Here is a 13,364-nt window from a genome sequence, read left to right on the forward strand (position 1 = left end):
GCCCCCGCCGCTCCTGGCGGTAGGGTCGACATGTTCCCCGACCCCGGTACGAGGTCTTCGTACCCGTCCCCGGACCGCCGTGCCCGCCCCGCCCCTCCACGCCTCCCGGGCGCCGGCGCCGCACGGCCCACCACACCAGTGACGAGGGGCCGGACCGAGCCCCGGGACAGGACCCGGACTTCCCAGATTTCGCGGCCCCGCGGGCGTGCCCGCCGGGCGATGGAGACGCAAGGGGGTGCTTCGCATGGACGGCGAGCGCGCTGAAGAACTCACGGATCTGGTCGAGACCAACGACCTGACCGGGATCAGGCTCTGGTTGGCCGAACACAGGCCCCACGAGATAGCGGACGAACTCTCCCGCATGGTCGGCCGCGAGGCGATCATCCCGTTCCGGCTCCTGGACAAGGACCGTGAGCTGGAGGTCTTCGAGGAGCTCGACCCCGGTCAGCAGCAGGCCATCCTCCTCGGCCTGCGCGGCACCGACTTCCACGAGATCCTCGAGGAGATGGACCCGGACGACCGGGCCCGCCTCATCGGGGAGGCGCCGGCCAAGATCGCCACCCGCGCCCTGGCCGGTCTGAGCCCCGCCGAACGCAAGATGACCGCCGCGCTCCTCGGCTACCCGGAGGACTCGGTCGGCAGGTACATGACCCCTGAGACGGTCATCCTGCACCGGGACCTGACCGTCGGCCGCGCCCTGGAGGTGGTGCGCGCCAAAGGAGCCGACGCCGAGACGATCTACACCCTGCCGGTGGTCAGCGACGGCCGTCGCCTGGTCGGCACCATCACCCTGAGCGACCTCGTGGTCAGCGACGACGACCGCCTCCTCAAGGACCTGGTGGACGTGTTCGCGCCGCGGGTGGGGGCCAGCGAGCCGGTCGAGGACGCCGCCCGACTGATCCAGGAGGCCAACCTGGTCTCCCTCCCGGTGGTGGACTCCGAGGACCGGTTCGTCGGGCTGTTCACCTTCGACGACGCCCTGGAGGTCATCGAGGCGGCCGACTCCGAGGACATGGCCCGCCAGTCCGGTGCCAGCCCGGTCGGCGAGCACTACGTGTCCGTCGGTGTGCTGCGCCTGGTCGGTGCCCGCTCGGTGTGGCTCATGCTGCTCATCGTCGCGGCGACCCTCACCGTCAACGTCATGCAGGTCTACGAGGCCACGCTCGAGCAGGTCACGGCGTTGGCGATGTTCGTCCCGATGCTCATCGGCACCGGCGGGAACGTCGGCGCCCAGTCGGCCACGGCGATCGTGCGCGCCCTCGCGGTCGGCGAGGTCCGGGTGCGCGACCTGCCCTCGGTGATCTGGAAGGAGAGCCGGGTCGGCCTGCTCCTGGGTGTGATGCTCGCCGGGATCGCCCTGGCCATCGGTTCCCTGCTGGTCGGGTTCGACGTCGCGATGGTGGTCGCCCTGTCGGTGATCGCGATCTGCACCTGGGCGGCCGTCATCGGCTCGTCGATGCCCCTGCTGGCCCGCAAGGCGGGGGTGGACCCGGCGGTGGTCTCCTCACCGATGGTCGCGACCCTCGTGGACGCCACCGGCCTGCTCATCTACTTCTCCGTGGCCCAGATGGTCCTCGGCCTCTGACCGGACCCGGACGACCGAACGGTTCCGCCGGTCCGTTCGGCCGAACGGACCGGCGGATACGGGGCCTCTGGCCGGGCCCGTGCCCGGGCCCGTACGCGAGGTTCCCGACCGGTGACACGCCGCATGAACCCCGGTTGGAGCGGGTATTACGTCAGGAAGCAGGACGGATCTACAGGGGGGATTCCATGTCCGCTAGCGGAGGTGTGTTCGACCGGCTGAAGAAGGCCGTCACCGACAACGCCGACAAGGCCGAGGGTGTGGTCGGAAAGGCTGCCAGGGCCGCGAAGAAGGCCACCGGCGGCGCACACGACGACAAGATCGACAAGGGGGCCGGCGCGGCCACGGACTACCTGCGCAAACGCGCCCGGGAGAACGACCGGGACGACAAGGAGTCCTAGCCGGGACGGCAGACGGGGACGCGGGGCGGTCGGGCCGTGTCCACAATGGTGGATGCGCTCCTCCGCTCCGCGTCCCCTTCCCGTCCTTCTCGCCAGGCTCCGTATGCCCCTGATGTGGCTGGCCATGGCCGCTCTCCTGGCCGGGTACCTCGGCCTGTCCTGGTGGGTCGGCGGTGTCCTGCTGCTGGTGGCCCTGGCCGTGCACCTGCGTCTGGGCACCCCGCGCTGCGCCCCGAGAGCCCTGGCGCCGCCGGTGCGCGGCCGGTGGATGGCGTTGACCAGTCCCGTGGACAGTGTTCCGAGCCAGGGCACCCACGCCTACGGGCAGACGTACGCGCTCGGACTGGTCGCGGAGGACGGCACCCGCCCCGACATCGCCTGGCGCCCGCTCAGCCGTCCCCCGGAGGACTTCCCGGCCTTCGGTGCCCGCGTGTACGCACCGGCCGACGGCACCGTGGTCCGGGTGCACGACCGCCAACGCGACCACCGCAGCCGCAACTCCTGGCTCTGGCTGTTCGGCACGGTCGTGGAGAACACCCTGCGCGAGTTCCGGGGCCCCTCGGGGCTGATGGGCAACCACGTGGTCATCGACATCGGTGGCGCCCACGTACTCCTGGGCCACCTGCGCCGGGGGTCGGCCGCGGTGGCTCCCGGAGACCGGGTGGTGGCGGGCCAGCCGATCGCCCGATGCGGCAGTTCGGGGGCCTGCACCGAGCCGCAGGTCCGGATGCAGCTGATGGATCTGCCGCATCCGCTCTTCGCCGCCGGGCTGCCCGTGGTCTGGGGGAGCGGTTGGAAGGCAGGAACCCCTGACTCCGAGGGCTCCGAGGGCCTGCCGGAGACCTGGCGTCCGGTGGAGGTCACCGGCCCCTACGCCGTCCCCGCTGATCAGAGTGGTTCAGCGGGAGACTAACCTGACAGTGAGGTAAGGCGAACCTAACGGGGGTGCGGAGTGGTGAACGCGGTCGACGGTGCGCCCTGCAAACTCACGGTCTGTCGCGGCTGCTGCTGCGGGACGAAGAAGAAGGTGCCGGGGGTGGACCACAAGGCCCAGCTCGCCCGGCTCAGCGCGATCGATGACCACTCCGCCCGCCGTGTGCCGGTCCGCACCAGCAAGTGCCTGGGCATCTGCTTCCAGGCCAACGTCGTCGTGGTCCAACCCTCCCAGGAGGGCCGGGCCGCGGGAGGACGCCCCGTCTGGCTGGGCCGGATGACCGAGGACGGGCTCCTGGACGCGGTGGACGACTGGATCTTCGAGGGAGGGCCCGGGATCGCTCCGCTTCCCGCCGTCCTCGCGGACCACGTGACCTCCAAGGACGCCAAGAAGCCGAAGAAGCGCAAGAAGCCCAAGCACTCCAAGTCCGCGAAGAAGGAACGCAGGAAGGCCGAGGAGAAGCTGGCCAAGAAGGCCAAGAAGGCCAAGAAGGCCAAGAAGGCCGAGAAGGCCGAGCGGGCTGCCGGGGCGGAGTCGGACGGAGGCGGCGCCACGAACGGCGGTGGCGGGAAGGCCGAGAAGGACGGCGCCAAGAAGAAGGCCAAGGGCAAGAAGGCCAAGAAGGCCAGGAAGGGCAAGGGCAAGAAGGGCCCGGGTTAGGGGCGGGGCTCCGGAACCCGGCGGGCCCCATCCGCCCCGCCGCGTACTAGCGGGACTGCGGCGCGAACTGGGTGCGGTACAGCGCCGTGTACAGGCCCTCCGCGTCCAGCAGCTGCTCGTGCGTACCGCGTTCCAGGATTCGGCCGTCCTCCAGGACCAGGATCTGGTCGGCCTCGCGGACCGTGGCCAGCCGGTGTGCGATCACCAGTGAGGTCCGGCCCTGCAGAGCGACCGCCAGGGCCTCCTGCACCGCAGCCTCGGACCCGGAGTCCAGGTGGGCCGTGGCCTCGTCCAGAACCACGATCGACGGCGCCTTCAGCAGCAGCCGCGCGATCGCCAGGCGCTGCTTCTCACCGCCGGAGAGGCGGTACCCGCGGTCACCGACCATCGTGTCGAGCCCGTTCGGGAGCTGCTCCAGGAGCGGCCCCAGGCGTGCCATCCGCAGCACCTCCGCCAACTCCTCGTCGGTCGCGCCCGGTTTGGCGTAGCGCAGGTTGGCGCCCACGGTGTCGTGGAAGAGCTGCGCGTCCTGGGTCACCACGCCCACGGCCTCGCGCAGCGAGTCGCCGGTGGTCCCGCGCAGGTCCAGCCCGCCGATCCGCACCGTCCCCTCGGTCGGGTCGTACAGCCGGGACACCAGGTGGGTGAGGGTGGTCTTGCCCGCGCCCGACGGACCCACCAGAGCCACCATCCGACCGGGTTCGGCACGGAAGGAGACCTCGCTCAGCACCTGGGTGTCCTCGGTGCCCTCGGCCTGCGGCGTCAGCTCCAGAGAGGCCACCGAGGTCTCCGCGGAGCCGGGGTAGCGGAAGGACACCCGGTCGAACTCCACGCTCAGCGGGCCGCTCGGCAGTGGCTTCGCGTCCGGGCTCTCCTTGATCTGCGGTTCCAGGTCCAGCACCTCGAAGACCCGGTCGAAGGAGACCAGCGCGGTCATGATCTCCACGTGCACGTTGGACAGGGTGGTCACCGGCCCGTAGAGCCGGGCCAGCAGGGTGGTCAGGGCGACCAGCGTGCCGACCTCGAAGGCGCCGCCGGCGGCCAGCACGCCGCCCACGCCGTAGACCATCGCCATGGCCAGCGCCGTGATGGTGGCCAGCATCGTGAACAGCAGGCCGCCGATCACGGACTGGCGGACCCCCAGGTCGCGCACGCGCGCCGCCCTGCCGGCGAAGCCCCGCGACTCCTCGTCCGGGCGCCCGTACAGCTTGACCAGCATGGCCCCGCCGACGTTGAACCGCTCGGTCATCAGCGAGCTCATCGCGGCGTTGTTGTCCATGGCGTCGCGGGAGATGTTGGCGAGCCTGCGGCCCAGCAGCTTCGCTGGGACGATGAACAGCGGCACCAGGGCCAGCGCCAGCAGGGTCACCTGCCAGGACAGCGCCAGCATCGTGATGACCACCGCCACCACACTGATCAGGTTGGACACCACGGACTGCAGCACCGAGGTGATGGCGCGCTGGGCGCCGACCACGTCCGTGTTCAGGCGGCTGATCAGCGAACCGGTCTGGGTGCGGGTGAAGAAGGAGATCGGCATCCGCTGCACGTGGGTGAACACCTGGGTGCGCAGCAGGTAGATGACGCCCTCACCGATCCGGGAGGACAGCCACCGGCCGGTCAGGGTGATGACGCCCTCCAGGAGCGCCAGCACGGCCGCGGCGACCGCCAGCCAGACGACCAGCGAGGTGTTCCCCGGAATGATGCCCCGGTCGATGATGGCCCGCAGCAGCAGCGGGTTGGCCACGACGATGGCCGCGCCCACCGCGGTCACCATGAGGAAGAGCACGATGGATCGCCAGTGCGGTGTCGCGTAGGACAGGACGCGTCCGGTGATCCCCGGGGGCAGTTCCTGCCCGCGTGCGCTTCCGTCGTTGACCAGTGCCCTGTAGGAGGGCCTCCCTGACATCATCGGCAGCCTCGTTTCGTACCTCGGTTCGCCACGCATGCGTCAACGCCGGTGTGCGCGCACCGCTTCCCGCCCGGGGGCGGCGGCCGGACCGGGCGCGGTCGGGTGTGAGGCGCGGCACCCCGGGTCAGAGGGAGTGCGCGAGACGGCCGAGCGCCGCGGTCGTGGAGCGGCCGGGGGTGAAGGGAAGCTCCCAGGCCTGGGCGTCGAGGGCGTCGGCCCCGCGGATCTTGGCCTGGGTGTAGCGGTCCCCGGCGGTGAAGGCCAGGGCGGCCGGTGCGAGGGGGCGGAGCAGGTCCGCGTAGGCCGCCCAGTCGGCGACCGGGGGCGGGCCCTCGATGATGAAGGAGCCGGTCACACAGGAGAGGGCGGCGATGGTCTCGGCCCGTTCCGCGTCGGGGTTGACCGGGCGCCCGGGGCCCTTCCAGGCCCGCACGCGTTCGTCGGACTCGATGCCCACGACCAGGGGGAGTCCGCGTTCGGCGATGGAGCGCAGGAAGCGCACGTGCCCGACGTGCAGGACGTCGAAGACACCGGTGACCACGGCTGGGCGCTCCAGTGGCTCCGGCCGCTGGAACCAGAGCGCGCTGAGCGGCTCCGCCATCTCGTGAGTCCCGTCCGTGTCCGTCATCTGGCCCCCGTTTCGCCGAACCCGAGGGGCGCCCGCACCTGATCGAGCCGACGGGGCCGCCCGAAAGGTCAACGTACCCGTTCGAGGCGGGTATTCCGCCTCCGGGGACGTCTGAACCGAACCGTGTTCGTCCGAATGTGTGAGTCCCGTCACCCCGAACCTTCCGGGTCGACGGTGAGTCCCATCACCGAAAGGGTTCGCGGAGAAGGGTGGATTCAGCTGATGGCGTGGTCGGTACTGGTCGAGGAGAGCATCAGCTACGGGCAGAACGTGCGTTGGGGGATGGGGCTGATCAGGGGTGAGTACCCCGAACGGGAGCAGGCCAGGGCGGCGGCGCTGGAGCTGACCGGGAGTTTCACCCCGACACATCCCTGGGCCGAGCGTGAGCGCACGGTCTACCGGATCTCAGAGGACTCCTACCTCGTCAACCTGGTCGGCGCCACGACCGAGTTCCACTTCCGGGTGAACGTCGCCGAACGGCTCTGATCCTTCGGGGCCGCCGGGTCGCCCGCGCCGTGTGGCGCGGGGGCTCCGGGGTGCTCCCGGGCAAAGAAACGGAGCGAGCCGTGTGTGCCGTGCACACCAGCTCGCTCCGGGTGGAGCGGGCGACGAGAATCGAACTCGCATGACCAGCTTGGAAGGCTGGGGTTCTACCATTGAACTACGCCCGCGTGGCATCGGAGCCCTTGAGTTTCCTCTAGACTCGTGGAGCCGACGGAGACAAGAGTACAGTCTCCGGGGCGGTGGTCGCACACCCGATTTCGGGAACGTGTGTCCGCGCCGGGCAACGGGGTGTAGCGCAGCTTGGTTAGCGCGCATGCTTTGGGAGCATGAGGCCGCGGGTTCGAATCCCGCCACCCCGACGAAACCACCCACTGGTTGCGCGGCCTTCGGGCCGTGCGCCGTGGCCCCCTGTGTATCTGCCCTAGACTTGGTGCGATCAGCAGGAAACTGTAAGTCCCAGCCCGTCGCAGGGCACCCCAGTAGAACGTGGTCATCACTGGCCCGGGGTGCGCGCGTGCATTCGCCGTTTGTGTGGTGCGCCTGCGGGCCGACGCGGACACCAGCCGGCAAACCTAGGAGTACCGCCCCGTGAAGACCGATGTCGAGGAGCTCAGCCCGACCCGGGTCAAGCTGACCATCGAGGTGCCCTTCGAGGAGCTCGAGCACGCTTTCGACGAGACCTACAAGTCGCTCGCGAAGCAGGTTCGGATCAAGGGCTTCCGCCCGGGCAAGGCGCCGGCGCGGCTGATCGACCGCTACGTCGGCCGTGGCGCGGTGATCAGCGAAGCTGTCAACCACGCCGTTCCGGAGCTCTACAACGAAGCCATCCAGAAGGAGGAGATCTTCGCGCTCGGCCAGCCCGACGTGGAGGTCACCAAGCTGGAGGACAACGACGAGCTCGCCTTCACCGCCGAGGTCGACATCCGACCCAAGTTCGAGGTGAAGGACTACAAGGGCATCGAGGTGACCGTCGACAACGCGACCGTCACCGACGAGCAGGTCGACGAGCAGATCGGCACCCTGCGCGAGCGCTTCTCCACCCTTGTCGGTGCCGACCGTCCCGTCGAGGACGGCGACCACCTCTCCATCGACCTGGCCGCCGCCATCGACGGTGAGAAGCTCGAGGACGTCGCCGTCAGCGGCTACTCCTACGAGGTCGGCACCAACACCATGCTGGAGGGCCTCGACGAGACCCTGCGCGGCATGGAGGCCGGTGGCGAGGCCACCTTCAAGACCACCCTCGTCGGTGGCGAGCACGAGGGCGAGGAGGCGGACGTCACCGTCACCGTGCACTCGGTGAAGGTGAAGGAGCTGCCCGAGCTGGACGACGAGTTCGCCCAGCTCGCCTCGGAGTTCGACACCATCGACGAGCTGCGTGAGGACGTGCGCAAGCGCATGGCCGACGTCCGTCGGATGCAGCAGCTCTCCGCCGCTCGTGACAAGGCGCTGGAGAAGCTGATCGACTCCGTCGAGATCCCGCTGCCCGACGCGGTCGTCGACGAGGAGATCACCCGTCGTCGTCAGAGCCTGGAGCAGCAGCTGGCGCAGAGCGGCCTGACCAAGGAGGCCTACCTCGAGTCGCAGGAGAAGACCGAGGAGGAGTTCGAGGAGGAGCTGAAGACCGGCGCCAACTCGGCGGTCAAGGCTGGTTTCATCCTCGACCAGCTGGCCCTCCAGGAGGACCTCAGCGCCGACCAGGGCGAGCTCAGCCAGTACGTGTTCGAGCAGGCCCAGCGCATGGGTGTGAGCCCGGACCAGCTGGCCCAGCACCTGGTCGAGTCGAACCAGATCCGTGTCGCCTTCACCGAGGTCGTCCGCGGCAAGGCCATGGACCTGGTCCTGGCCGGTGCCAAGGTGACCGACGAGGACGGCAACGTCGTCGAGCAGGAGATCGTCGAGGCCTCGGACGAGGACGCCGTGGAGGAGGCCGCCAAGGCCGCCGCCGCTGCGGTCACCGAGGCCGACGAGGCCGTCGAGGAGACGAAGGACGACGAGACGGCTGCCGAGGCCGACTCCAAGTAGTCCTTCGGCCGCACAGCCCTCGTACGGGCCCCGACCGACCCGGACCGGGTCGGTCGGGGCCCGTCGTGTTTGTTCGCCGCCAGGAGAAAAGGCGCGTTCGGGGCCCGCCGCACCCTGCGCTCAAAGCGAACAGGGACGGTATCCGGACGAGCCTGGCGTCTGTCGGCGTTAGTGTCGCTGTATCGCAACCGTTTCGATTCCGGAGCAGGTGACGAGAGTGCCGCCGACCTTTGATGAGTCCCCGCGATTCGACGCTCGTACGTCGGATCCGCAGCTTTCCCCTTTTATTGAGCAGACGCCTCAGCGCCTGTTGCGCCAGCGAATCGTATTCCTCGGCCAGCAGGTCGACGATGACATCGCCAACCGCCTGGTTGGTGAACTCCTGCTGCTGTCCGCCGAGGACCGCCAGCGGGACATCACCATGTACATCAACTCGCCGGGTGGTTCCGTAACGGCGGGCATGGCGATCTACGACGTCATGCAGTACATCCCCAACGACGTGCGCACCGTGGGTATCGGTATGGCCGCTTCCATGGGCCAGATGCTCCTGTGCGCCGGTGCTCCCGGCAAGCGTTACGCGCTGCCGCACACCCGCGTCATGATGCACCAGCCCTCCGGTGGCATCGGGGGCACCGCCTCCGACATCCGGATCCTGGCTGACCAGCTGCTCTACGTGAAGAAGATGTTCATCGAGAAGATCTCCGAGCACACCGGGCAGACGGTCGAGCAGATCGAGAAGGACGCCGATCGTGACCGCTGGTTCACGGCCCGGGAGTCACTGGAGTACGGCTTCATCGACGAGGTGCTCGAGGGCACCCTCGACGTGACCAGCTGACCTGGCCCAGCCCATGAATCGGCGCAGTGCGTGGAAGGCGTGAAATGACCGAGTTCAATCCCAGTCCCATCGGCGGCGCGGCCTCGATGGCTCCCCAGAGCCGCTACGTCCTGCCGTCCTACGTGGAGCGTACGTCGTACGGCGTCAAGGAGATGAACCCGTACAACAAGCTCTTCGAAGAGCGGATCATCTTCGTCGGCGTCCAGATCGACGACGTTTCGGCCAACGACCTGATGGCCCAGCTCATCACGCTTGAGCAGCTCGACTCCGAGCGGGACATCCAGATGTACATCAACTCGCCGGGCGGGTCCTTCACCTCGCTCATGGCGATCTACGACACCATGCAGTTCGTGCGCCCCGACATCCAGACGGTGTGCATCGGACAGGCTGCGTCGGCCGCCGCGATCCTGTTGACGGGCGGCACCAAGGGCAAGCGCGGTGCGCTGCCCAACGCCCGGATGATGATTCACCAGCCCGCGACCGAGGGTATGCACGGTCAGGCCAGTGACATCGAGATCCAGGCCAACGAGATCACCCGGATCCGCCAGCAGCTGGAGAGCACCCTGGCCAAGCACACCGGGCGGTCCGCGGAGCAGATCTCGAAGGACATCGAGCGGGACAAGATCCTCACCTCGGAGGAGGCCGTCGAATACGGTCTCATCGACTTCGTGCTGCCCTACCGCAAGGCTTCCCTGAAGTAGGGCGACACCGGCCGTCGGCCTCTGGCCGGGACTTTCCGCGCATGCGGAGGCGTTCCCGGTCAGAGGAGTCCGGCCATCGGGAAGTACCTGCCGGACCGGTTTCTGACCCGCCTGGGGCAGCCCGGTGGTGAAGCCGGTCCGGTTTTTCGCTTAGTCTGGCGGAGAGCGACACACAGATCGCCCCGTTCGTGGCTGGCCGGTCGTGAACGGATCACGGGAACTTGAGCTTTCCGTCCGTTCGGCGCCGGGTGCGCCGGGAACGGGGCGGCCTTAGTTTTGAGGAGTGGCTGGGTGGCACGCATCGGTGACGGCGGGGATCTGCTGAAGTGCTCATTCTGCGGCAAGAGCCAGAAGCAGGTGAAGAAGCTCATCGCCGGCCCCGGCGTGTACATCTGCGATGAGTGCATCGACCTGTGCAACGAGATCATCGAAGAGGAACTCGCCGACGCCACGGAGCTCACGTGGGACTCCCTTCCCAAGCCCCGCGAGATCTACGAGTTCCTCGACTCGTACGTGATCGGTCAGGAGCAGGCGAAGAAGTCCCTCTCGGTGGCGGTGTACAACCACTACAAGAGGGTCCGTTCGGAGACCGACCGTCCCGGTGACGAGGACGTCGAGATCGCCAAGTCGAACATTCTCCTGCTGGGGCCGACCGGGTCGGGCAAGACCCTGCTGGCCCAGACCCTCGCGAAGATCCTGAACGTCCCCTTCGCCATCGCGGACGCCACGGCGCTGACCGAGGCGGGTTACGTGGGCGAGGACGTCGAGAACATCCTCCTGAAGCTGATCCAGGCCGCTGACTACGACGTCAAGAAGGCCGAGACCGGCATCATCTACATCGACGAGGTAGACAAGGTCGCCCGCAAGAGCGAGAACCCCTCGATCACGCGCGACGTGTCCGGTGAGGGTGTCCAGCAGGCGCTGCTGAAGATCCTGGAGGGCACCACGGCGAGCGTCCCCCCGCAGGGCGGACGCAAGCACCCGCACCAGGAGTTCATCCAGATCGACACCACCAACGTGCTGTTCATCTGCGGTGGGGCCTTCGCGGGGCTGGAGCAGCTCATCGAGTCCCGCACCGGTCAGCAGGGCATGGGTTTCAACGCCGTGCTGCGTCCCAAGAGCGAGAAGGGCGGCGAGACCGCGCTGTTCGGCGAGGTCATGCCGGAGGACCTGCTCAAGTTCGGGATGATCCCGGAGTTCATCGGCCGTCTTCCGGTGATCACCAGCGTGCACAACCTGGACAAGGCCGCGCTGATCCAGATCCTCACCGAGCCGCGCAACGCCCTGGTCAAGCAGTACCAGCGGTTGTTCGACCTGGACAACGTGGAGCTGGAGTTCACCCAGGACGCCCTGGAGGCCATCGCGGAGCAGGGCATCATCCGGGGGACCGGGGCCCGCGGTCTGCGCGCCATCATCGAGGAGGTTCTGCTCTCGGTGATGTACGAGGTGCCCAGCCGTGAGGACGTCGCCCAGGTGATCATCACCCGCGAGTCCGTCGAGCAGCACGTGAACCCGACGATCGTGCCGCGGGGCCAGCTGGACTCGGGCGACGGACGCCAGGAGAAGTCGGCCTGATCCCGCCTGCCCGCTGAGAACGCGCGGGAGGCGAACACGAGCCCCCGGGGCGCCCTTCTACCAGGGAGGGCGCCCCGAGGCGCGTCTCAGGCCCCTCACCGCGCCGCCGAGAGCCGGACACCGGTGCCCGGGGCCGGGACGAACACGGCCTAGTCCTCGGACAGGACCTGTTCCATACGGGAGATCTCGGTGTTCTGCTCCGCGATGAGGTCGTTGGCCATCCGCAGGATCTCCTGGTCCTTGCCCTGGGCCATGACCTCCTCGGCCATGGTGACCGCGCCCTGGTGGTGGACGGTCATGAGTTCGACGAAGAGCTGGTCGAAGTCCCCGCCCTCGGCCCCGGCGAGGCGTTCCATCTCCTCGGGGGAGGCCATGCCCTCCATGTCCTCGTGGTCGACCTGGAGATCGCACTCGACCACCTCCCCGTCCTCGGAGTGGTGGCTGCCGTCGCCCTCCAGCCCGCAGAAGTTCTGGTGGGCCGGGTTCTCCCGGGCGGGACCGAAGACGTTCTCCTCCAGCCAGCTCTCCATCGCGGTGATCTCGGGGCCCTGGGCCGCGGAGATCCGGTCGGCGATGCGCTCGATCCCGTCGCGTTCGTGGCGCTCCTCGACCAGGTCGGTCATCTCCAGGGCCTGGGCGTGGTGTTCGATCATCTTCACGAGGTAGGTGACGTCGGCTTCGTTGTGCCCCTGTTCCTCGGCGAGGGCGGCGATCTGGTCGGGGGTGGCGGGGGTGGAGGACTCTCCGGGGGCTCCGGGGGCGATGACGTTGGCGGAGTCCTGCCCGCCGTCCTCGCCGGTACAGGCCGAGGCTCCGAGCAGCACGAGAGCGGTTCCGGCTGCGAGTGCCAGGCGACGCACGAGGTCTCCTCCAGGGGTGGGGGTTCGGCGGGCCGGGTGCCCGACGGTGTCGGAGAGCGCGCCAGGGTGAACGCGACATCCTGCGGGTTTTCTACTCACTCGGTGGGTGTTTTGTCCAGTGTCGGGCCCGTGCCGGTCGCGCTGTGTCGGGTCCTCGGGTGCGCTGGGGTGTCCGTGCGGCGCCCGGAGGAGGGTGGCTTCAGGGTGAGATGTCTGATCTCGGTGTTTCGTCTGTTCTATGGAGAGTGATGCATGTATAACCCAAAGTAGTCAACTGGCTTCTTCGAGTGGTTCTCGGGGGTGGGGCATGGCTTCGGGGGCGGGGCGAAGGCATGGACGCCGCGGTGTCACGGCGGTCTCCGCGCTGCTCGCGGCGGTGGGGCTGACGGTCCCGGGCGCCGTCGCCGACGACGGGGTGAGCACGGGCGGGGGAGTGGTACACCTGGCCAACGTCCCCAAACCCCAGGCCCTGATCTCGGCTTTCAACTCGGACCTGGCGTTCACGGGTGACTACGCCATCGGCGGCAACTACGACGGCTTCGTCGTCTACGACATCTCCGAACCCGAAGCTCCCCGGGTCGTCTCCGAGGTGCTGTGCCCCGGTGGTCAGGGAGACGTCTCGGTCAGCGGGGACCTGCTGTACTTCGCGGTGGACTACCCCCGGGCCGGTGACGAGTGCGGCGCGCCCTCCGTGCCCACCACCGATCCCGACGGGTTCGAGGGCATCCGGGTCTTCGACATCTCGGACAAGGC

12 protein-coding genes, 2 tRNA genes and 1 pseudogene are annotated in these 13,364 nt (G+C 68.6%); 11 read left to right on the top strand and 4 right to left on the bottom strand.

Annotation, left to right across the window (positions count from 1 at the left end):
* Nucleotides 1-244: 244 nt before the first annotated feature.
* The 4 genes from mgtE to IE195_RS17670 all read left to right on the top strand — a co-directional run bounded on the left by mgtE (nucleotide 245) and on the right by IE195_RS17670 (nucleotide 3,577).
* Entirely contained in the window at nucleotides 245-1,585 is a 1,341-nt protein-coding gene (gene mgtE, locus IE195_RS17655; RefSeq protein WP_191272881.1) for a magnesium transporter, read from the top strand.
* 185 nt (nucleotides 1,586-1,770) lie between these two features.
* A complete protein-coding gene (locus IE195_RS17660; protein WP_191272884.1) occupies nucleotides 1,771-1,983 on the top strand; it encodes an Rv0909 family putative TA system antitoxin in 213 nt (70 codons plus the stop codon).
* 52 nt (nucleotides 1,984-2,035) lie between these two features.
* On the top strand, nucleotides 2,036-2,896 hold the full coding sequence (locus IE195_RS17665) for a M23 family metallopeptidase (protein WP_191272886.1): 861 nt from the start codon (nucleotides 2,036-2,038) through the stop codon (nucleotides 2,894-2,896).
* A 123-nt stretch (nucleotides 2,897-3,019) separates the two neighbouring features.
* On the top strand, nucleotides 3,020-3,577 hold the full coding sequence (locus tag IE195_RS17670) for a (2Fe-2S) ferredoxin domain-containing protein (RefSeq protein WP_191273688.1): 558 nt from the start codon (nucleotides 3,020-3,022) through the stop codon (nucleotides 3,575-3,577).
* Between the two features lie 46 nt (nucleotides 3,578-3,623).
* Here the strand turns inward: IE195_RS17670 and IE195_RS17675 are convergent, their stop codons facing one another.
* Nucleotides 3,624-5,486 (bottom strand): ABC transporter ATP-binding protein, encoded by a 1,863-nt coding sequence (locus tag IE195_RS17675; RefSeq protein ID WP_191272888.1) that lies wholly within the window; start codon nucleotides 5,484-5,486, stop codon nucleotides 3,624-3,626.
* A 124-nt stretch (nucleotides 5,487-5,610) separates the two neighbouring features.
* A complete protein-coding gene (locus tag IE195_RS17680) occupies nucleotides 5,611-6,114 on the bottom strand; it encodes an adenylyltransferase/cytidyltransferase family protein (protein WP_191272890.1) in 504 nt (167 codons plus the stop codon).
* A gap of 222 nt (nucleotides 6,115-6,336) precedes the next feature.
* Between IE195_RS17680 and IE195_RS17685 the strand changes: the two genes are divergently transcribed.
* On the top strand, nucleotides 6,337-6,600 hold the full coding sequence (locus IE195_RS17685) for a hypothetical protein (RefSeq protein WP_191272892.1): 264 nt from the start codon (nucleotides 6,337-6,339) through the stop codon (nucleotides 6,598-6,600).
* Between the two features lie 111 nt (nucleotides 6,601-6,711).
* Here IE195_RS17685 and IE195_RS17690 read toward each other — a convergent pair.
* A tRNA-Gly gene (locus tag IE195_RS17690) sits at nucleotides 6,712-6,785 on the bottom strand.
* Nucleotides 6,786-6,902: 117 nt separating this feature from the next.
* On the opposite strand from IE195_RS17690, the gene IE195_RS17695 reads away from it, so the two are divergent.
* From IE195_RS17695 to clpX, 5 genes are all read left to right on the top strand, one after another.
* Nucleotides 6,903-6,977, top strand: a tRNA-Pro gene (locus IE195_RS17695).
* A gap of 229 nt (nucleotides 6,978-7,206) precedes the next feature.
* Nucleotides 7,207-8,640, top strand: a complete 1,434-nt coding sequence (gene tig / locus IE195_RS17700) for a trigger factor (RefSeq protein WP_191272894.1) — start codon at nucleotides 7,207-7,209, stop codon at nucleotides 8,638-8,640.
* A 286-nt stretch (nucleotides 8,641-8,926) separates the two neighbouring features.
* Nucleotides 8,927-9,475 (top strand): ClpP family protease, encoded by a 549-nt coding sequence (locus IE195_RS17705; protein ID WP_191273690.1) that lies wholly within the window; start codon nucleotides 8,927-8,929, stop codon nucleotides 9,473-9,475.
* 44 nt (nucleotides 9,476-9,519) lie between these two features.
* Entirely contained in the window at nucleotides 9,520-10,176 is a 657-nt protein-coding gene (locus IE195_RS17710) for an ATP-dependent Clp protease proteolytic subunit (protein WP_191272896.1), read from the top strand.
* Between the two features lie 291 nt (nucleotides 10,177-10,467).
* Complete coding sequence (clpX, locus tag IE195_RS17715) at nucleotides 10,468-11,751, top strand: ATP-dependent Clp protease ATP-binding subunit ClpX (protein WP_191272898.1); 1,284 nt, start codon at nucleotides 10,468-10,470, stop codon at nucleotides 11,749-11,751.
* A gap of 149 nt (nucleotides 11,752-11,900) precedes the next feature.
* Here clpX and IE195_RS17720 read toward each other — a convergent pair whose 3' ends face one another.
* On the bottom strand, nucleotides 11,901-12,611 hold the full coding sequence (locus IE195_RS17720) for a DUF305 domain-containing protein (protein ID WP_191272900.1): 711 nt from the start codon (nucleotides 12,609-12,611) through the stop codon (nucleotides 11,901-11,903).
* A 307-nt stretch (nucleotides 12,612-12,918) separates the two neighbouring features.
* On the opposite strand from IE195_RS17720, the pseudogene IE195_RS17725 reads away from it, so the two are divergent.
* Nucleotides 12,919-13,364 (top strand): annotated as a pseudogene (locus IE195_RS17725) (hypothetical protein); the annotation flags it as partial.

The sequence above is a fragment of the Nocardiopsis terrae genome (assembly GCF_014651695.1).
Lineage (GTDB): Bacteria > Actinomycetota > Actinomycetes > Streptosporangiales > Streptosporangiaceae > Nocardiopsis > Nocardiopsis terrae.